This is a genomic window from Micromonospora sp. NPDC049559 (genome assembly GCF_040676675.1).
In the GTDB taxonomy this organism is placed as follows: domain Bacteria; phylum Actinomycetota; class Actinomycetes; order Mycobacteriales; family Micromonosporaceae; genus JBFAPK01.
The window spans coordinates 99,854-119,357 of sequence record NZ_JBFAPK010000028.1 but is presented as its reverse complement, the minus strand read 5'-3'; the positions used below and the strand labels follow the sequence as shown (position 1 = coordinate 119,357).

13 protein-coding genes, 1 tRNA gene and 1 pseudogene are annotated in these 19,504 nt (G+C 74.9%); 7 read left to right on the top strand and 8 right to left on the bottom strand.

Going from position 1 to position 19,504, the window contains the following annotated elements; all coding sequences use genetic code 11:
* The 4 genes and pseudogenes from AB0J86_RS26570 to selD form a co-directional block, all read right to left on the bottom strand.
* Positions 1-1,021 (bottom strand): 2Fe-2S iron-sulfur cluster-binding protein (locus AB0J86_RS26570; protein ID WP_363860320.1); only part of this gene is annotated, 1,021 nt, incomplete at its 3' end.
* Positions 1,018-2,880 (bottom strand): NAD(P)H-dependent oxidoreductase subunit E, encoded by a 1,863-nt coding sequence (locus AB0J86_RS26565; RefSeq protein ID WP_363860319.1) that lies wholly within the window; start codon positions 2,878-2,880, stop codon positions 1,018-1,020. The genes AB0J86_RS26565 and AB0J86_RS26570, both read right to left, overlap by 4 nt.
* Before the next feature lie 175 nt (positions 2,881-3,055).
* Positions 3,056-4,960: pseudogene (locus tag AB0J86_RS26560) on the bottom strand (molybdopterin-dependent oxidoreductase); the annotation flags it as partial.
* Positions 4,961-5,100: 140 nt separating this feature from the next.
* Positions 5,101-6,111 carry a selenide, water dikinase SelD gene (gene selD / locus AB0J86_RS26555; protein ID WP_363860318.1) on the bottom strand — a complete coding sequence of 337 codons (1,011 nt, stop codon included), beginning with the start codon at positions 6,109-6,111 and terminating at the stop codon, positions 5,101-5,103.
* Between the two features lie 195 nt (positions 6,112-6,306).
* Between selD and AB0J86_RS26550 the strand changes: the two genes are divergently transcribed.
* The 4 genes from AB0J86_RS26550 (at position 6,307) to selB (ending at position 11,087) form a co-directional block, all read left to right on the top strand.
* Complete coding sequence (locus AB0J86_RS26550; RefSeq protein ID WP_363860317.1) at positions 6,307-7,596, top strand: MFS transporter; 1,290 nt, start codon at positions 6,307-6,309, stop codon at positions 7,594-7,596.
* 139 nt (positions 7,597-7,735) lie between these two features.
* Positions 7,736-7,831: transfer RNA gene (locus tag AB0J86_RS26545), tRNA-Sec, on the top strand.
* 65 nt (positions 7,832-7,896) lie between these two features.
* Positions 7,897-9,315, top strand: a complete 1,419-nt coding sequence (selA, locus tag AB0J86_RS26540; RefSeq protein ID WP_363860331.1) for an L-seryl-tRNA(Sec) selenium transferase — start codon at positions 7,897-7,899, stop codon at positions 9,313-9,315.
* The gene (gene selB / locus AB0J86_RS26535; RefSeq protein WP_363860316.1) at positions 9,315-11,087 is read left to right on the top strand and encodes a selenocysteine-specific translation elongation factor; all 1,773 of its coding nucleotides are present in this window, start codon (positions 9,315-9,317) and stop codon (positions 11,085-11,087) included. The genes selA and selB overlap by 1 nt, the downstream gene beginning before the upstream one ends.
* 39 nt (positions 11,088-11,126) lie before the next feature.
* On the opposite strand, the gene AB0J86_RS26530 is transcribed toward selB, so the two are convergent.
* From AB0J86_RS26530 to AB0J86_RS26515, 4 genes are all read right to left on the bottom strand, one after another.
* Positions 11,127-12,332, bottom strand: coding sequence for an aminoglycoside phosphotransferase family protein (locus AB0J86_RS26530; RefSeq protein ID WP_363860315.1), 1,206 nt, complete (start codon positions 12,330-12,332; stop codon positions 11,127-11,129).
* Between the two features lie 74 nt (positions 12,333-12,406).
* Entirely contained in the window at positions 12,407-13,015 is a 609-nt protein-coding gene (locus AB0J86_RS26525; RefSeq protein WP_363860314.1) for a DUF305 domain-containing protein, read from the bottom strand.
* Positions 13,016-13,406: 391 nt separating this feature from the next.
* Complete coding sequence (locus AB0J86_RS26520) at positions 13,407-14,324, bottom strand: DUF1996 domain-containing protein (protein WP_363860313.1); 918 nt, start codon at positions 14,322-14,324, stop codon at positions 13,407-13,409.
* 189 nt (positions 14,325-14,513) lie between these two features.
* On the bottom strand, positions 14,514-16,274 hold the full coding sequence (locus AB0J86_RS26515) for a discoidin domain-containing protein (protein ID WP_363860312.1): 1,761 nt from the start codon (positions 16,272-16,274) through the stop codon (positions 14,514-14,516).
* Positions 16,275-16,648: 374 nt separating this feature from the next.
* On the opposite strand from AB0J86_RS26515, the gene AB0J86_RS26510 reads away from it, so the two are divergent.
* From AB0J86_RS26510 to AB0J86_RS26500, 3 genes are all read left to right on the top strand, one after another.
* Positions 16,649-17,215: a dienelactone hydrolase family protein gene (locus AB0J86_RS26510; protein WP_363860310.1), complete on the top strand. Its 567-nt coding sequence runs from the start codon at positions 16,649-16,651 to the stop codon at positions 17,213-17,215.
* A 155-nt stretch (positions 17,216-17,370) separates the two neighbouring features.
* On the top strand, positions 17,371-18,150 hold the full coding sequence (locus AB0J86_RS26505) for an alpha/beta fold hydrolase (RefSeq protein ID WP_363860309.1): 780 nt from the start codon (positions 17,371-17,373) through the stop codon (positions 18,148-18,150).
* Between the two features lie 21 nt (positions 18,151-18,171).
* Positions 18,172-19,485, top strand: coding sequence for an acyltransferase (locus AB0J86_RS26500; RefSeq protein ID WP_363860308.1), 1,314 nt, complete (start codon positions 18,172-18,174; stop codon positions 19,483-19,485).
* Positions 19,486-19,504 lie beyond the last annotated feature (19 nt).

Below are 19,504 nucleotides of genomic sequence, written 5' to 3'. Positions count from 1 at the left end.
GTTGCTCGGCCACCTTGGCCGAGGCCAGCGGGTACTTCACCCCGGCGTCGGTCATCAGGTAGAAGCCGGAGCCGGCCGCCTGGTCCAGCCGGCCGCGGCTCTGTACGTGCTGGTAGCCGAAGCGCCCCTTGATGCAGAGGTTGCCGTGGGTCACGCTGTGGTCGTGCGGTGAGGTCACCTTGAAGATCTCGTTGTCCTGGACGTGCAGCTCCAGGTTGCAGCCCACCCCGCAGAACGTGCAGACGGTACGGGTGACCGTCTGCGCCTCCTCGTCCCACCGGCCCTCGTTGCGCAGGTCGTCCTCGGCCTTGGTGCGCAGCGCGCCGGTCGGGCAGACCTCGACGCAGTTGCCGCAGTACACGCAGGCCGAGTCGGGCAGCGGTACGGCGAACTCGGTCGCGATCCGGGCGTCGAAGCCGCGACCGGCGACGGTGATGGCGAAGCTGTTCTGCCACTGCTCGCCGCAGGCGTCCACGCACTTGTAGCAGAGAATGCACTTGCCGTAGTCCCGGACGTAGAGGTCGTTGTCGACCCGGGTGGGCTGGCGTACGGTCGCGGCCACCGAGCCGTCCGGCACGTGGTGCTCGCCCGCCGGCGCGTCGTCCCGGTCGTCGTTGGTGACCGGCGCCGCCGGCGGCCCGAACCGTTCCGGCCGGGCGCCGTACTCGGCCAGCCACTGCGGGATCCGGGGCGTGGTGGAGAGGTCCACCGAGGAGGCGAGCAGCTCCAGCACGAGCTTGCGGCTGTGCCGGGCCCGCTCGCCGTCGGTGCGCACCACCATGCCCGGCTCCACCCGCCGGGAGCAGGACGGCACCAGCGTGCGCGAGCCCTCGACCTCGACCATGCAGACCCGGCAGGCGTTGGCCGGCTCCAGCGTGTCGCCCCAGCAGAGCGTCGGGATGTCCTTCCCGGCCGCCTTGCAGGCGTCCAGGACGGTCGAGCCCTCGGGCGCGCGCACCTGCTCGCCGTCGAGGCTCAGCTCCACCATCCGGCGGGGCATACCCAGGGGGGTGCTGGTCATGACGGCGTCGCCTCCCGAAATGCGCCGAGCCGGTCGATCGCCGACTCCACCGCGTTCCACGCGGTCTGTCCCAGTCCACAGATGGACGCGTCCCGCATCGCCTGGCCGACCTCGCGCAGCAGGGCGAGGTCCTGTTCGGTGGAGCCGAGCGGTCGGCCGCCGGTCAGCCGCGCCAGCGCCTCCTCCTGCCGTACCGTGCCGACCCGACACGGTACGCACTGGCCGCACGACTCGTCCCGGAAGAAGCCGGCGATGCGCAGCAGGATGCCGCCGAGGTCCACGCCCTCGTCGAGGGCGAGCACCACGCCGGAGCCGAGCGCGGTGCCAGCGGCCCGGGTCCCCTCGAAGGTCAGCGGGATGTCGACCTCGTCGGCGCGGATGAAGCTGCCGGCCGCGCCGCCCATCAGCACCGCCGTCAGCTCGCTGCCCTCCGGCCGGCCGGCCAGCTCCAGCAGCTCCCGAAGGTTGGCGCCGAAGGGCAGCTCGTAGACCCCGGGGCGGGCCACCGCGCCCGAGACGCAGTAGAGCTTCGTACCGGTCGAGGTCGGGGTGCCCACGGCCGCGTACGCCGGACCGCCGGCGGCCAGGATGGGCAGCACGTTGACCAGCGTCTCGACGTTGTTCACCACGGTCGGCTTGCCGAACAGTCCGCGCTCGACCGGAAACGGCGGCTTGCTGCGCGGCTCGCCCCGCAGCCCCTCGATCGACCCGAAGATCGCCGTTTCCTCGCCGCAGATGTAGGCGCCCGCGCCGCGCCGGATCTCGATGTCGAAGTCGAAGCCCTGGCCCATGATGTCGGCGCCGAGCAGGCCCCGCGCCCGCGCCTGGGCGAGTGCGTTCTCCAGCCGCGCCAGGGCGCGCGGGTACTCGCCGCGCAGGTAGAGGAAGCCGCGCCGGCAGCCGGTGGCGTAAGCGGCCACGGTCATCGCCTCGACCAGCGCGAACGGGTCGCCCTCCAGCAGCACCCGGTCCTTGAAGGTGCCCGGCTCGCTCTCGTCGGCGTTGCAGACGAGGTAGTGCGGGTCGGCGGGCTGGCGGGCCACCGCGTCCCACTTGCGCCCGGTCGGGAAGGCCGCGCCGCCCCGGCCCACCAGCTTGGCGTCCGTGACCTCGCGGATCACCCCGGCCGGTCCCAGCCGGAACGCCTCCCGCAGCGCCTGGTACCCGCCGTGCGCCCGGTAGTCGTCCAGGCTGGTCGGATCGGCGACCCCGATCCGGCGCAGCAGTACCAATCCCGGGTCGCCCGCCTGCGGTACGGCCAGCGCCGGGTCGGGTTCGGGCGCCAGCTCGACCACGGGCGCCCGGGCGGCCAGCAGCGCCTGCTCGGTGCCGACCGGGGCCACCACGTGCCCGAGCGCCGGCCGGCCGGCCTCCAGCACCAGCGCCGCCGGGGCCCGCTCGCAGACCCCGAGGCACGGGCTCTCCTGCCAGACCACGCCGCCCGCGTCCCGCCCCGGCGGGCCGAGTTCGGCGCGCACCCCCGCCCGTACCGCGTCGACCCCGGCCGCCTTGCAGGCGATGTCGGTGCAGAGGTGCACCACCCGCTTCGGGCGGGGCCGGACCGAGAAGAGCGCGTAGAAGGTCGCCACCCCGTACGCGTCGGCGGGCGGGATGGTCAGCCGCTGGCAGATGTAGTTGAGCGCGCCCTGGCTGATCCAGCCGACCCGGTCGTTGACCGCGTGCAGGGCGGGCAGCAACTGGTCGCGCCGGGACCGGGCGGCGTGCCCGCCCCGGGTGGTCCGCCAGTCGTCGAGGTGCCGCTGGCCGCCGTCCCAGCCCGAGTCCGGCTCGCCCAGCAGCTCGTCGACCGCGGCCCGCTCCTCGGCGTCGGCGACGGCGTCCAGGAAGTGCAGATCCACTACCCATCCCTCCCGTTCTCTGGGGTCAGCCGGCCACCGGCCGGGTCGGCACCGGCTCGGCCCGCGCCGGACCGCGCGGCGCCGGCGGCGTACCGGTGAGCACCGCCACCGGCTCCACCGCCGCACCGGCCCGCGTCGCCGCGGCCCGTTCGGCCGCCGCCGCGTCGGCCGGCCCGAGCCGGTCCAGCCGTACCGCGGTCGCCTTGTACTCGGCCGTTCCGGCCACCGGGTCGGTCGCCTCGATGGTGAGCGAGTTGGTGTCCACCTCGTCCGGGAAGTGCATGGTCATGAAGACCAGGCCGGGCCGCATGGCCGGGTCGATCCGGGCCGGCGCGACCACGGAGCCGCGCCGCGAGGTGATCCGGATCGGCTCGCCGTCGGCGATGCCGGCCGCCCGGGCGTCCTCCGGGGACAGGTCCAGCGTCTCGCCCCGGCGCAGCGGACTGTTGAAGCCACCCGACTGCACCCCGGTGTTGTACGAGTCGAGCCGCCGCCCGGTGGTGAGCCGCAGCGGGTACTCCTCGGTCAGCTCGTCGACCGGGAGGCTGTGCTCCACCAGCCCGAACGGCGCCGGCTGCCCGCGTTCCACCGGGTCGTCCGCCCAGAGCCGGCCGTGCAGGTACGACGGCTCGGTGGTGTCCTCCGAGTAGCACGGCCACTGCAGCCCGCCCTCGGCCTCCAGCCGGCGGTAGCTCATCCCGCGATGCATCGGGGAGAGGGCCCGCAGCTCGTTCCAGACCGCCTCCGCGGACTCGTACCGCAGGTCGTGCCCGAGCCGGTGGGCGATCTCGCCGAGGATCTCGATGTCGTCGCGGGCCTCGCCCGGCGCCTGCAACGCCTTGCGCACCCGCTGGACCCGGCGCTCGCTGTTGGTGACGGTGCCCTCGGTCTCGCACCACGCGGCGCTGGCCGGCAGCACCACGTCGGCGAGCTGGGCGGTCCTGGTCAGGAAGATGTCCTGCACCACGAGGTGGTCCAGCCCGGAGAGGCGCTTGATGGTGGCGCCCGCGTCCGCCTCGGACTGCACCGGGTTCTCACCGATGGCGTAGACCGTGGTCAGCTCGCCGTGGTCCATCGCCTCGAACATCTGGGTGAGCGTGCGCCCGTAGTACGGCTGGATGTTGGCCCGCCAGGCACGGGCGAACTTCTCCCGTACCGCCGGGTCCAGGATGTCCTGGAAGCCGGGGAGCCGGTTGGGGATGGCGCCCATGTCGCCGCCGCCCTGCACGTTGTTCTGCCCGCGCAGCGGGTTCAGCCCGGAGCCGTAGCGCCCGACATGCCCGGTGAGCAGCGACAGGTTGATCAGCGAGCGGACGTTGTCGGTGCCGTTGTGGTGCTCGGTGATGCCCAGCGTCCAGCAGAGTTGGGCGCGGTCGGCCCGGGCGTACGCGTGGGCCAGCTCGCGGATCAGGTCGGCCGGTACGCCCGTCTCGGCCGCGGTCGCCGCCAGCGTCCACGGTTCGACGTGGGCCCGGAACGCCTCGAAGTCGGCGGTCGCCCGCTCGACGAACGCGGTGTTGACCAGCCCGGCGGCGATGATCTCGCGGGCGATCCCGAGCGCCAGCGGGATGTCGGTACCGACGTTGAGCGGCAGCCAGCCGTCCGCCCAGCGGGCGGAGCTGGTCCGGCGCGGGTCGACCACGTACAGCTTCGCGCCGTTGCGGATGCCCTTGAGCACGTGGTGGAAGAAGATGGGGTGGGTCTCCCGGGCATTGGATCCCCACAGGACGATGAGGTCTGTTTCCTCCACCTCACGGTAGGAGGAGGTGCCGCCTCCCGCACCGAACACTGCCGCCAGACCGGCGACGCTGGGAGCGTGTCAAGTACGGTTGCAGGAGTCGATGCTGTTCGTGCCGATGACCACCCGGGTGAACTTCTGGGCGACGAAGTTCATCTCGTTGGTGGCCCGGGAGCAGGAGAACATGCCGAACGCGTCGGGCCCGTGCGCCTCGACGTTGCGGCGGAAGCCCTCGGCGGCGCGGTCGAGCGCCTCGTCCCAGCTGGCCGGACGCAGCTCGCCGTCCTTGCGGACCAGCGGCTGGGTCAGCCGCACGTAACGTTCGCGGTTCCTGCGCGCCATGACCGTCCTCCTCGGTAGCTGCGGCAGCGGTCATCCGGGTGCGGGCGGCACCGGCCCGCCGGTCGGCGAGGGCCGGGAACCCACCCGGTCACATCGTATACAGTACACAGTCGCTCGGGTACCGGCCACCGCCGGACCCGTCAACGGACCACCACGGTACGGCCGTCGCGGGCCGGCAGCAGCCGCCCGATCACCGGATGGCCGGGCAGCTCGCCCGCGACCAGCAACCCGCCCGAGGTCTGCGCGTCGGCGAGCAGCAGCGCCTCGTCCGCGGAGACCGCCGAGAGGTCGGCGTGCGGGCGCACCCAGTCGAGGTTGCGCCGGGTGCCGCCGCTGACGTACCCGGCCGCCAGCGCCTCGCGCGCCCCCTCCAGGTACGGCACCGCCGCCGCCTCGACCTCGGCGGTCACCCCGCTGGCCCGGGCCAGCTTGTGCAGGTGCCCGAGCAGCCCGAAGCCGGTCACGTCGGTGGCGCAGCGCGCCCCGGCCGCCAGCGCCGCCCGCGAGGCGTCCGCGTTGAGCGTGGTCATCGCGTCGACGGCCTGCGGAAAGACCTCGCCCGTGGCCTTGTGCCGGCTGTTCAGCACGCCGATGCCGAGCGGCTTGGTCAGGGTCAGGGGCAGGCCCGGTCGGCCGGCGTCGTTGCGCAGCAGCCGGTCCGGGTCGGCCAGGCCCGTGACGGCCATGCCGTACTTGGGCTCCGGGTCGTCCACGCTGTGCCCGCCGGCCACGTGGCAGCCCGCCGCCCGGGCCACGTCCAGGCCGCCCCGGAGCACCTCCCGCACCAGCTCGAACGGGAGCACGTCGCGGGGCCAGCCGAGCAGGTTGAGCGCCACCACGGGCCGCCCGCCCATCGCGTACACGTCGGAGAGCGCGTTGGTCGCCGCGATGCGCCCCCAGTCGTAGGCGTCGTCCACGACCGGGGTGAAGAAGTCGGTGGTCGCGACCAGCGCGCCGGCCGGGGTGAGCACCACCGCGGCGTCGTCGCCGTCGTCGAGCCCGACCAGCAGGGTGCCGGTCGCCTCGGCGCCGAGCGGGCCGCCGCCGGTCAGCCCCGCGACGACCTCCTCCAGCTCGCCCGGGGGAATCTTGCAGGCACAACCGCCGCCGTGCGCGTACTGCGTGAGGCGGACGCCGGTCAGGCTCGTCATGGGCCAAGACTATGCCGTTCTCCCGTTTCTGGTCAGTCGTGCCGAGCGCGCCGTTTGGGCCACCGAGCAGTGGATGGGCCACCGAGCAGTGGATGGGCCACCGGCCGGCGGTAGGAGCGCGGCGACCCACCCCGACCCGGGCGGGAAGTCGCGGTTCGACCGGTCCGGTGGCCGGTTCGGCGAGAAGATCGGCGGATGAGCAGCGAGCACGACGCGGGCCGGCCGTGGGAGGAGTCGAAACGGCGACTCGTCCCCGCCACGGTCGTCGGAGGGATGATCGAGTGGTACGACATCGCGATCTACGCCCAGGCGTCCGCGCTCGTCTTCGGGCGGCTCTTCTTCCCGGCGCTGAGCCCCGGCACGGCCACGCTCGCCTCCCTCGCCACCTTCGGCGCCGGCTTCGCGGCACGGCCCGTCGGGGCGCTGGTGCTCGGGCCCCTCGGCGACCGGTACGGGCGGAAGTTCGTGCTGGTGGCGACCATCCTGATGATGGGCATCGCGACGACGCTGATCGGTGCCCTGCCGACGTACGCCGCCATCGGGGTCTGGGCCCCGGCGCTGCTGGTGTTCCTCCGGTTCGTCCAGGGACTCGGGGTCGGCAGCGAGTACGCCGGAGCGGTGACCCTGCTGGCGGAGTACGCCCCGGCCCGGCGGCGCGGCTTCTTCAGCGCGGTCCCGGCGGCCGGTCTGCTCCTCGGCATCGGCGGTGCGGCGGCGGTGAGCGCGGCCCTGACCGCCCTGCCGGAGGACGCGCTGCTCAGCTGGGGTTGGCGCCTGCCGTTCCTGCTGAGCATCACCCTCGTCGGGGTCGGGCTCTTCGTGCGCCTGCGGGTGCTGGAGTCACCCGTCTTCACCTCCACCGGGGCGCGGCGGAAGCTTCCGTTGGTCGAGGCGGTCCGGGGCGCGCCGCGACGGCTGGCGCTGGCGACCACCACCAACGGTCACGTCACCTTCGCCAGCCAGATCCTCCAGGTCTTCGTCCTGGCCTACCTCGCGCAGCGGGGCGTGCGGGCGAGCACCGGCCTGATCGGGCTGATCCTGGCCGCCGTGGTCGGATCGGCCGCGGTCCTCGCGGTGGCCACGGCCGGTGACCGCCTCGGGCGCAGGCCGGTCTACCTCGGCACGCAGGTCGCCATGGCCCTCACGCCGTTCCCGCTCTTCCTGCTCCTCGACACGGGCCGGCCCGTGCTGATCTGGCTCGGCATGGTCGCGACCTTCGGCGCGATCGCCGCCTCCATCGGCGTACAGGCGGCGTACCTGGCGGAACTCTTCTCCACCCGGTACCGGGTCACGGGGTACGCGCTCGCCCGGGAGATCCCCACCGGGCTGCTGGGCGCGCCGGCGCCGCTGATCGCGGCCGCGCTCACCGCGGCGGCCGGCGGTCGACCATGGCCGACCGCCGCGCTGATGACGGTCGTCGGGTGCGCCGGAGTCGCCGCCGCCGCGCGGCTGCCCGAGACCCGGGGCGCCGACATGTCGCGGTAGCTGATCGGGGCGGCCGGACCCGGCCGACGTGATCCCGAACGTCCGATCCGGACCCCGGCGGGCGGCCGGCCCGGCGGCCCACCATACTGTCAGTCCGCGCCGTCGCCGGGACCGGTCCGCACCGGGTCCGGCCGGCCGGGGAGGCGTTTGGGCAGCTGGTGCTCCCCGCGGTCTTCAAAACCGTAGTGGCCGAGCAGCTCGGCCAGGCGGGTTCGATTCCCGTCCGCCTCCGCCATCGACCGGCGCCGCTGGTCGCCTCCGCGGGTCTGGACTAGAGTCGCCGACGTGGCAGACGCCGCGGTGGGAGCCGCCAGGACCGAGCGCGGCGGTGGGGACCACGGCGGCGCCCACGCGCCCGCCGACGTACGCCGCCGGGTGCCGCGTACCGACGCGGTGCTCGCCGATCCCCGGCTCGTCGAGGCCGCCGCCCGGCTCGGCCGAGGCACCGTGAAGGCCGCCGTGGTCGCCGCCCAGGAGCGGGCCCGGCGCGGCGAGCTCGCGCCCGAGGAGGTGCCCGACGCCGCGCTGGCGGGGCTGCCCGAGCGCCCCGGCTCGCTGCGCGCGGTGCTCAACGCGACCGGCGTCGTGCTGCACACGAACCTGGGCCGCGCCCCGCTCTCGGCGGCCGCGCTCGACGCGCTGACCGTCGCCGCCGGCGTCACCGACCTGGAGTTCGACCTGGCCACCGGCCGCCGCGCCCGACGCGGTCGGGGCCTGCTCGCCGCGCTCGCGCGCGCCGTACCGGCGGCCGAGGCGGTGCACGTGGTCAACAACGGCGCGGCCGCGCTGGTGCTCGCCGCCACCGCCCTGGCCGCCGGCCGGGAGATCGTGGTCAGCCGGGGCGAACTGGTCGAGATCGGCGACAGCTTCCGGCTGCCGGACCTGATCGAGTCGACCGGCGCCCGGCTGCGCGAGGTCGGCACCACGAACCGGACGACCCTGGCGGACTACGCCGCCGCGCTCGGCCCCGCGACCGGCTTCGTCCTCAAGGTGCACCCGTCGAACTTCGTGGTACGCGGCTTCACCTCCGCCGCCTCCGTCGCCGAACTGGCCACCCTGGACGTACCGGTCGTGGTGGACATCGGCTCCGGCCTGCTCGCGCCCGAACCGGTCCTGCCGGACGAGCCCGACGCGGCGAGCGCCCTCGCCGACGGCGCCGCCCTGGTCACGGCCAGCGGCGACAAGCTGCTCGGTGGGCCGCAGGCCGGGCTGCTGCTCGGCCGCGCCGAGCTGGTGGAGCGGCTGCGCCGGCACCCGCTGGCCCGGGCGCTGCGGGTCGACAAGCTGACCGTGGCCGCCCTGGAGGCGACCCTGACCGGCCCGCCCACGCCGACCACGCTGGCCCTGCGGGCCGACGCGGACCGGCTGCGCGAGCGGGCCGAGCGGCTGGCGGGACGGCTGCGGGAGAGCGGGCTGGCGGCCACGGCCCGGCGGAGCGAGAGCGTGGTCGGGGGCGGTGGCGCCCCGGGCGTGGTGCTCCCCTCGGCGGCGGTCGCCCTGCCCACGGCGTACGTCGTGCCGCTGCGTACCGGCAGCCCGGCCGTGGTCGGCCGGGTGGAGCAGGGCGAACTGCTGCTGGATCTGCGCTGCGTACCGCCGGAGGCCGACGACGCGCTGTACGCCGCGGTCCGGCGCGTCGCGGCCGGGCTGGAAGGCGGCGCCGGGCTGGAAGGCCGCGCCGGGTCGGGCTCGTCGGCCGCGGCCGGAGCGGGCTCCTGATGCACGTCGTCGCCACCGCCGGGCACGTCGACCACGGCAAGTCCACGCTGGTCCGGGCGCTGACCGGGATGGAGCCGGACCGCTGGGCCGAGGAGCGCCGGCGCGGCATGACCATTGACCTCGGCTTCGCCTGGACCACCCTGGCCGGCGGCGAGCAACTGGCCTTCGTGGACGTACCCGGCCACGAGCGGTTCGTGCCGAACATGCTCGCCGGGGTCGGCCCGGTACCGGCCGCGCTGCTCGTGGTCGCCGCCGACGAGGGGTGGATGCCGCAGACCGAGGAGCACGTGGCGGTGCTCGACGCGCTCGGCATCCGGCACGCCGTACTCGCCGTCACCCGCGCCGACCTGGCCGACCCGGGACCGGTGCTGGACGCGGTACGCCGGCGGCTGGCCGGTACGAGCCTGGCCGGGCTGACCGGCGTCGCGGTGAGCGCCCCGACCGGGCGCGGGCTCGACGAGCTGCGCGCCGCACTGCGGGAGCTGGTCGCCCGGCTGCCGGTACCGGACGCCGACGCGCCGGTGCGGCTCTGGGTGGACCGCGCGTTCACCATCCGCGGCAGCGGGACGGTCGTCACCGGCACGCTCAGCGCCGGTACCCTCGCCACCGGCGCCGAGCTGACCCTCTGCTCGGCGGCGCACGGCAGCCGCCCGGTCCGCGTCCGCGGTCTGCAGTCGCTCGGGCGGCCGGTGGAGCGCGCCTCGGCGGTGGCCCGGGTCGCGGTGAACCTCCGGGGCGTCGACCGGGACGACGTCCGGCGCGGGGACGCGCTGCTGGCGCCGGGGCGCTGGTCGACCACGGAACTGGTCGACGTACACCTGCCCGGCGGCCTGCCCAACCCGACCGCCACGCTGGTGCTGCACCTGGGCTCGGCGGCGGTGCCGGTGCGGGTACGCCCGCTGGGGGAGCGGGGCGCGCGGCTGGCGCTGCGCTGGCCGCTGCCGCTGGCCGCCGGGGACGTGGCCCTGCTGCGCGATCCGGGCCGGCACGAGGTGGTCGGGCGGCTGAAGGTGCTGGACACCGATCCGCCGCCGCTGCTGCGTCGCGGGGCCGCAGCGGCGCGCGGGCGGGAGCTGGCCGAGTCCTCGGGCGGGCCGCCGGACGGCACGGCCGTGCTGCGCCGCCGGGGCGTGGTCCGGGCCGCGCAGCTGCGGGCGACCGGGGCGACCGAGCCGGCGGGCGCGGTGGTGGCCGGGGCGTGGCTGGTCGACCCGGCGTTGGCCGAACGGCTGCGGGCGCGCCTGGCCGCCGCGGTGCTCGAGCACCGCCGGCGGCTTCCGCTGGAGCCCGGTCCGACCGTGGAGGCGGTACGCGCCGAGCTGGAGCTGCCCGACCGCGCGGTGGTGGTCGGCCTGGTGGCCGCGCCGCTGGCGGTACGGGACGGGCGGGTGGTCGACGCGACGGCGCCCGCGCCGCTGCCGGCCCCGGTGGCGGCGGCGGTGGAGCGGCTGCTGCGGGAGTTCGAGGCGCAGCCGTTCGGGGCCCCGGACGCCGGGCGCCTCGCCGAGCTGGGGCTGGGACGGCGCGAACTGGCGGCGGCGGAGCGGGCCGGTGCGCTGCTGCGGGTCGCCGACGGCGTGGTGCTGCCGGCCGGCGCGGAGCTGCGAGCGGCCCGGATCCTCGCGGAGATCCCGCAGCCGTTCACGCTGAGCGAGGCCCGTCAGGCGCTCGGTACCACCCGACGGGTGGCCGTGCCGCTACTGGAACTGCTGGACCGGCGCCGGTTGACCCGGCGGCTGCCCGACGACCGCCGTACCGTCGACGCGGGCTGATCCCTACGGGAGGGGTGGGGCCGCCTGGGCTGCCGTGGCTCAGGGGACCGCGGGCGCGCCGCGTGCGACGACGCCGGCCTCCGCCAGCCAGAACGGCACGTCGCCGGCGTGGTACGGGTGCTCGCTCGGCTCGATCTCGGCGAGGAAGTGGGCGTAGGTGGCCGCGTTGCGCAGCGCGGCCACCGGCCGCAGCAGGTCGACGGCCCGCTCCGGATCGCTACCGGGGCGGGCCGCCCGCCACAGCCGCGCCCAGCGCCGTACCAGCGTCCGCGCGTCGTGCGGCGCCAGGTCCTCGGTCAGCCGGAGGAGGTCGAGGGCGGGATGCCCGACCGTCGCCTCCGCCCAGTCGATGACCACCGGACGGGCACCGGTCGCCGGGTCGCCGTCGATCCGGACGTTGCCCGGATGCAGGTCGCCGTGGACCACGGTCTCCGGCAGCCCGCATCCGGCGAGCGCGGCGACCCGCCGGTCGAGGTCCGGTAGCACCTCGTCGACCGGGGGCCGGTACGGAGCGAGGGCGGCGCGGATGGCCGCCGCGAGCCGGGCGCCGCGCCGGTCCGGTACCCCCTGTGCGACCAGCGCCGGGACGTCCGCGACCGCCCGCAGCTGGATCGCGTGCTGCGCGTCGACGATCGCGGCCCGGCCACGCGCGTCCGCGCCGTACCAGTCGATGCCCGGTACGTGACCGAGCAGCATCCGGCCGGCCCCGTCGGCCGCGAGCAGGGCCGGGCCGGCCCCGGGCAGCGCGCCGTCCAACCAGCGCAGCACGGCGGCCTCGTGCCGGGCGAAGCGTGGCAGCTCCTTGAGCCAGACCGGTCCGGCCGGCCCGTCGAGCCGCCAGAGCGCCGAGAGGTTCCACGTCCGGTGTTGCGCCGGCGCGGCCGGTGGCATCCCCAGCGCGGCCATCGCACCGGCCGCCCAGGCCAGCGCGCGGGCCGGGCCGCCCGGGACCGCGTACGGCGCGCGCAGCGGATGCGGCGCGAGATCGACGTCGACGGTACGCAGCACCGGCGGCTCGCCGCCGTCGAGCTGGGCCAGGTAGGTGACCAGCCCGTCGCGCATCGCCCGCCCCTGCTCGGTGTGGAGCAGCCGCAGCACGGTCACCGCGACCCCGTGGCGCGTGCGGGCGCCGGCGACCACGTCGGCCACCTCCGACCAGTACGGCGAGCCCACCTCGTACGGCTCCAGCGCCCCGAGCGGCCGACCGTCGGCGTCGACCAGCACCAACGTTACCGTGCGTGACACGAACCGAGACGCTAGTCACCCCGCCCCGCCGCCACCAGCGAATAACCGGCGGCGTGGTCGCGGGCCGCCCGCCGTCAGGCGAGCTGCCGCAGCGCGGCCAGCTGTCCGGTGGCGCTCCGCTCGATCGCCTCGGCGAGCGCCGTCGTCTCGGCGTCCGCGCCGGCCGTGCGCTCCGAGCCGGCGAGCCGGGCGCACTGCTCGGCGTACTCGCGGAAGGTGGCGGTGAACCGCCGGTCGAACTCGGCTCCCCGGGTGCCGGCGATCCCGGCCAGCTCCTCCGTGGTGGGCAGGCCGGGCATGTCGTGCCCCTCGTGCGGGTTCGCCCCGCCCGCCCGGGCCCGGTCCAGCAGGGTACGCAGCCGGGCCAGGTGCGCGTCGCCGTCGCGTACGGCCTCCCGGGCCAGCCGGGTCAGCCGAGGGTCGGCGGTACGGTCGGAGACCAGCTCCAGCAGGCGCAGGTTCTGCTCGGTCATCGGCCGCATCAGTTGCAGCCAGGCCACGTCGGTCGTGTTGAAGCCGCCCGCCGGCGCGTACTCCGCCGGGGTGGCCGCCGTCGCCGGGACGCTGGAGACCGGCCCGGCCCCGGCGGAGGCGGCCTCGCCACGGGGCGCCCCGGAACCGCCGCCACATCCGCTCACGGCCAACGCCACCAGCAGCACCACGATTATCCGAGCCTCCCGCATTGGGGCTCTCCTTCCCGTACCCGGAAATCGGCCTACGGCGGATCGCATCCGGTGGGTGGGCCCGCGACCCGCGGACCCACCCACCGGACGGCCTACCCAGCTCGGGCAAGCCACGCTCGCCCCGAGTCGCCGGCCACCGTGCCCACCGGCACCGGCACCGGAGCCGAGGGGCGCGGGGCGCGGGGCCACCGTGCCCACCGGCCCGGAGCCGAGGAGCGCGGGGCGAAGCCCTCGCGCCCCGCAGGCTCCCTCAGCGAGCAAGCGAAGCGGCGCGGCGTCGTCCTGCAGCCGAGGAGCGCGCCGCGAAGCGGTCGCGCCCCGCAGGCGAAGGACGATCGCCCCTCAGCGCCGCGTAGCGCAGCGAGCGCAGCAACTCAGCGAGCGCAGCAACTCAGTACCGGCCGTCGGCGTTGCACTTGATGATGGCGTTGATGCAGTCCCGGACGCGGCGGGCCAGTTCGGCCGTCGGCCAGGCGTTGAAGAAGTCGCCGTGCATGGTGTATCCGGGGCCGGAGGCGAGCCGGAAGCCGGCCGGGTTGCCGTTGACCGGGTAGCGGAGCACCTGGCGCAGCTTGGGCACCGGCACGGGGTGGGTGGCCGGGCAGGCACCGCCCACCGGGTACGACATGTGGCTCTTGTGGTCGGCCGAGTCGAGGTCACGGCCGTTCCAGCACTGCGGGAAGTCCAGGTACGACTCCAGCATCGAGCCGGCGGGGCAGTTGACGAAGTCCTTGCCGGGCGGCACCTCGCCGTGGTGCAGGCAGGACCAGCGGGCGATGCTGTCGTTCGGGCCGGTGGCCTTGGCGTTGCCCGCGACGATCTTCAGACCGGCCGGGAACGGCTGGATCTGGCGGGTGATGTCCTCGCGGACGCCCTCGCCCAGGTAGTAGAAGGTGGTGCCGGTGGGGGCGACCGGCTGGTTGTTCACGTACAGCGTAGGCACCCAGTACGACGACAGGTCGATCACCGGGTTGCAGTTGCTGGTGGCCCCGGCGAGGCTCGTGTAGTCCGAGTTGGCGTTCGTCGAGCGGTTGCCGAAGAAGTCGTGCATGTGCGAGGCGCCCGCGAGCCTCGGGAAGATGATCGGGTCGTCGGGCAACCGGTGGGTGAGGGGGCACTCGGCGAGGAACTCGGCGACCCGCACGATGTCGGCGGGCGCCGCCTTCGACGAGTCGCCGCTCGCCGCGGCCTCGGCGCGCACGACGGCGACGACGAGGTACGCGCCGAGCAGGGAGAAGAGGGCGCCGAGGAGTACGGCGAGGCGCAGTACGCCGACGCGGGTGGTGGGGGACGGTGCGGCCCGTTGCATGACTGGCTCCTTAGTGGGGGAGTCGGTACGCCGATCTGCGGTGGTGCGGACGAATCCGGCGGTGCGGCTGCCGGAGCCGGATCGCCGGGCCCGGACCGGGGGATCCGGGCGCCTGGGGGACGGTGGAGCGGATGGATGGGGGACGGTGGGTGGCCGGGGCCGGCGTTCCCCGACCACCCACCGGGCCTGTTACTGGTAGACGCGGACGTAGTCCACGAGCATCCGGGACGGGAACGGGGTGCTGCCGTCGACCGGGCCGGGGAAGTCGCCGCCTACCGCGAGGTTGAGGATGAGGTAGAACGGGTGGTCGTAGACCCACGGGCCGCGGGTCGTCTCCACCGTCTCCTTGCTGGCGTAGAAGACCGTCTGGCCGTCGAGCTTGAACGTGATGCCCTTGCTGTCCCACTCGGCGGACCAGACGTGGAAGTCGTTGGCCAGGTCGACGTTGCCGGGCGCGGTGTACTTCTGCCCGTACCCGCCGCCGCCGTTGTAGGCCGGCGCGTGCAGCGTCGAGTAGCCCTCAAGGGTGTTGCGGCCGAGGACCTCCATGATGTCGATCTCGCCGTTGTACGGCCAGGGGCGCCCGGTGAGGAAGTCGGCGCCCATCATCCAGAACGCCGGCCAGAAGCCGTTGCCCTTCGGCACCTTGACCCGGGCCTCGACGCGGCCGTACTGCACGTGGAACTTGTTGCCGGTGTTCATCCGGTGCGAGGTGTACTGCCGGCCGCCGGCGGCCTCCCGGCGTGCCTCGATGACCAGCGAGCCGGTGCCGTCCATCGAGGCGTTGTTGTTGTTCGTGTAGTACTGCAGCTCGTTGTTCTGTCCGGTGCCCGGGTCGATGGTCCACTTGGCCGGGTCGGGCTTGCTGCCGGCGGCGCCGTTGAACTCGTCGCTCCAGACGAGGCGGGTCGCGGGGAAGGTCGGGTCCGGCGGCATGGCGGGCGGGGTGGTCGGGCTGCCGCCGGTGCCGTAGACCTTGAACTCCCAGAGCGAGTACCCGTACGGGCCGACCCGCTTGGTGCCGTACATCCGCACGTACCGGCCGGTGCCGTTGACGTTCAGCGTCTCCTTGAAGCCCCGACCGGTCGTGGTCGAGTAGATCGAGGTCCAGTTGGTGGCGTCGTTGGAGACCTGGATCTGGTAGGAGGTGGCGTACGCCGGGTCCCACTGGAGGACCACCTGCCGGATGGTGGCGCTGGCGCCGAGGTCCACGTAGATCCAGCCCGGGTCGACCCAGCCGGTGGTGGAGCTGGTCGCCCAGCGGCTCGCCGGGTCGTTGTCGAACGCCTTGTCCGGGGTGCAGCCGCCGCAGTTGACGTCGTTCTGGTCGGTGGAGGCGACGGCGGGCTTGCGGTACGACAGGAGGACGGTGCCGCCGGGCGGCGGGGAACTGGTCGGCGGGGTGGTGGGCGGTACGGTGGGGCCGCTGCCGCCGAAGACCTGGAACTCCCAGACGGAGTAGCCCCACTGGGTGGCCCGCTGGGTGCCGTACAGCCGCACGTACCGGCCGCTGCCGGAGACGGTCAGGTCCTGGTTGCCGCCGGTGCTGGTGGTGGTGGAGTAGACGTTGGTCCAGGTCGTGCCGTTGGTGGAGACCTGGATCTGGAACGCCCGCGCGTAGGCGGCCTCCCAGTTGACGACGACGTGGGTGAGCGACACGGTGGCGCCGAGGTCGACCTGCAGCCACTGCGGGTCGGTGAAGCCGCTGGACCAGCGGGTTCCGGCGTTTCCGTCGACGGCGGCGGACGCCGGGAAGGCGATCTCCGACTCGGTCGAGGAGGCGGTGACGGGCTTGCCCTGCGAGACCGGGGTCTCTGCCGCTTCGGCCCGCATGCCGACCACCGCGAGGTACGTGCAGAGCAGCGCCACCAGGGCGCTCGCCAGTGCCGCGAGGCGCCACCGGCCGGGCCGGTACCGCCCGACGGCGGTCTGCGGCATAGCCGCGTTCATGGGTACTCCTTCCGGGCCCGCGCGACAGGGGGGACGCTCGGCGGGCTCGTTACGCAGGAATGTCGAGAGTGTGACTAGAGAGCGCTCTCAGGGCTACTGTGCGGCCTTACAGGGAGGGATGTCAATCCCTGGGGCCGCCCCGCGCCGAGCGGGTCGCAACATGGCGTGTGGTGAATTATCGGGTACGCGGCGGCCGGCGCTGCTGATCTGCGGGATTGTCCGACCGCGGCCGGGCGGCGTTGTCCTGCGCATTCGCGCGCGCCGCCACCCGCACCGGCGCGCCGGGCCGGCACACATCGGGCCCGATCATTGCCGTGTGAGCGCTCTCTGGGGTCGCTGGCGAGGGTGTCGGACCCCCGTGGCAGCCTCCCGGTATGGCTGATGTCCTCCTCTTCCACTCCGTCGTCGGGCTGCGGCCCGCCGTGTTGGCCACCGCCGACCGGCTCCGCGCCGCCGGGCACCGGGTCGTCACCCCCGACCTGTACGACGGCCGCACCGCCGACTCGATCGACGACGGGTTCGCCATCCACGACGACATCGGCCGGGTGAACCTGCGCAGGCGGGCCCGCGAGGCGGCCCGGGAGCTGCCCGGCACCGCGGTCCTCGCCGGCCTCTCGCTCGGCGCGTCGTTCGCCGCCGAACTCGCCGCCGAGCGGCCGGAGACCCCCGGGCTGCTCTTCTGGCACGGGGCCGCCGGCGACCCCGCGACGGTCCGGGCGGGCCTGCCGGTCCAGGTGCACCTCGCCGACCCGGACGAGTTCGAGCCGGCCGACGAGGTGGCCGCCTGGCGGAAGGCCATGGTCGACGCCGGCGCCGAGCTGGAGATCTTCACCTACCCGGGCGCCGGGCACCTCTACACCGACGACGGCATCCCCGGGTACGACGAAGCCGCCACCCGGTCGACCTGGGAGCGTAGCCTCGCCTTTCTGGCCCGATTCTGACCCGCCGCCCGCCGCCCGCCGCCCGCCGCCCGCCGCCGAGCCGGCCCGACGCCGGGCTGCCCCCGGCCTTTCCTCGGCCCCGAGGCGATCCGCCGCCCGCCGTGGCGCCGCGCGGGGACGGCGCCGGGTGGCCTCCGGATGGCAGACTGCCCGGCATGACGGGCGACCTGCGGATGCGCGGCGGCGGCAGCGGCGAGCGGTTGCTGCTGCTCTTGCACGGCCTCGGCGCGACCGGCGACGTCTGGGACGCCTGGCCGCCCGTGCTGGCCCGGCACTGGCCGGGGCGGTGGCTGGCGCCGGACCTGCCGGGCCACGGTGGCAGCGACCCGCTCGACGACTACTCGTTCGAGGCGCTGGCCGCCGCCGTCGCCCGCGCGGTCGAGCCGGCCCGGCCGACCGTGGTGCTCGGGCACTCGCTCGGCGGCGTGCTCGCGTTGGCCCTCGCCGGGGACGGCTTCGACCTGCGGATCGAGGCGGTCGTCGGGCTCGGCATCAAGGTCGCCTGGACGGCCGAGGAGCTGGACCGGGCCGGGGCGCTGGCCGGGCGGTCGGTCGCCTGGTTCGACTCGCCCGCCGAGGCCGCCGCGCGGCACCTGCGCGTCTCGGGGCTGGCCGGTCTCGTCGAACCCGACGCCCCGGCGGTGCGGCACGGCCTGCGCGAGGAGGGGGGCCGCTGGCGCCTGGCGCTGGACCCGCGGGCCTTCGGGGTGGGCGCGCCCGACATGCCGGCCCTGCTCGCGGCGGCGCGCGTACCGGTGCTGCTGGCCCGGGGCGAGCGTGATCCGATGGTGACCGGCGCGCAGCTGACCGGGCTGGCGCGGGGTGCCGGTGAGCACCACCCGGGCGTCGAGGCGGTCACGCTGCCCGGGCTCGGGCACAACGCGCACGTCGAGGACCCGGAGGCGGTGGCCCGCCTGCTGCGACCGTACCGGTAGCCGCCGGATAGGGTGCCTGGCGTGACCTCGCTCGCCGGCACGGAACTCGTCACCAGCAAGGCCGACGGTGGGGGATCCGCCCCGCCCGCGACGCCGCCCGGAGCGCTCGGCCGGCTGCCGTCGCTGACCGGACTGCGCTGGGTCGCCGCCCTGCTCGTCTTCGGCTTCCACGTCGGCACCATGCGGATCGTCGCCGAGCCCGACTACAAGGCGGTGGTGGACTGGGTCTTCACGCTGGGCCTCTCCGGCGTGCAGTTCTTCTTCGTCCTCAGCGGCTTCGTGCTGGTCTGGTCCGCCCGCCCCGGCGACACCCCGGTCGCCTTCTGGCGGCGCCGGTTCGCGAAGATCTACCCGAACCACGTAGTGACCTGGGCGGCCGTCCTGCTCGTCGGGGCGTACCTGGCCGATCCGCACGATCTCCGGGTGACCCTGAGCAACCTGTTCCTGATCCAGGCGTGGAACCCGACGCCGGGCTACTTCTACAGCGTCAACACGGTGAGCTGGTCGCTCTCCTGCGAGCTGTTCTTCTACCTCTGCCTGCCCCTGGTGCTGCCGGCCGTACGCCGGATGCGGCCGTGGCTGCTCTACGCCGTCGTCATCGCCATGCCGCTGCTGATCCTCGCGCTCTGGCCGGCGCAGACGCTGCTGCCCGAGGCGGACCGCTGGTGGTTCACCCAGATCTTCCCGCTCGCGCGCTCGCTGGAGTTCTGGATGGGCGTGGCCGCCGGTGAGCTGGTGGTACGCCGCAGGTGGCGGGGGCCGAACCTCTGGGTCGCCACCGGGATCTTCGTCGTCGCCTGGGTGGCGGCGATGGAGTGGATCCGGGCGGAGCTCTGGACCACGCTGCTGGCCGTGGTCTACGTACTCCTGATCGCCGCCGCGGCCGAGGCGGACGTCCGGGGCACCCGCTCGCCGTGGCGCTCCCGGCCGTTGATCTGGCTTGGCGAGGTCTCGTTCGCCTTCTACCTGGTGCACGTCTTCCTGATCAAGACCGTGCTGCGCCTCACCGGCCACCACCCCGCCGGCTTCACCGGCTGGCGGGGACCGGCGGTGGCGCTCGGCTTCCTGGCGGCGAACCTGGTCGCCGCCGGGCTGCTGTACCACTTCGTCGAGAAGCCGATGATGCGGCTGCTCGGCCCCCGGCGCCGGACCAGACCGGAAGGGCGGAACGACGAGCCGACCCCGACCGGTGACCCGGCCGAGCGGTCCCCGGGCCCGCGGCTCGTCCGGCAGACCCGCGGCGAGCGCCCGCGACCGCCCGCCGCCCCGGCCGGTGCGGACGACGAGCGGCCGGCCGACCGGGACGACGAACGGTACGTCGCGCACCGCGCCTGACGTCCGGCTCCCGCCGGGG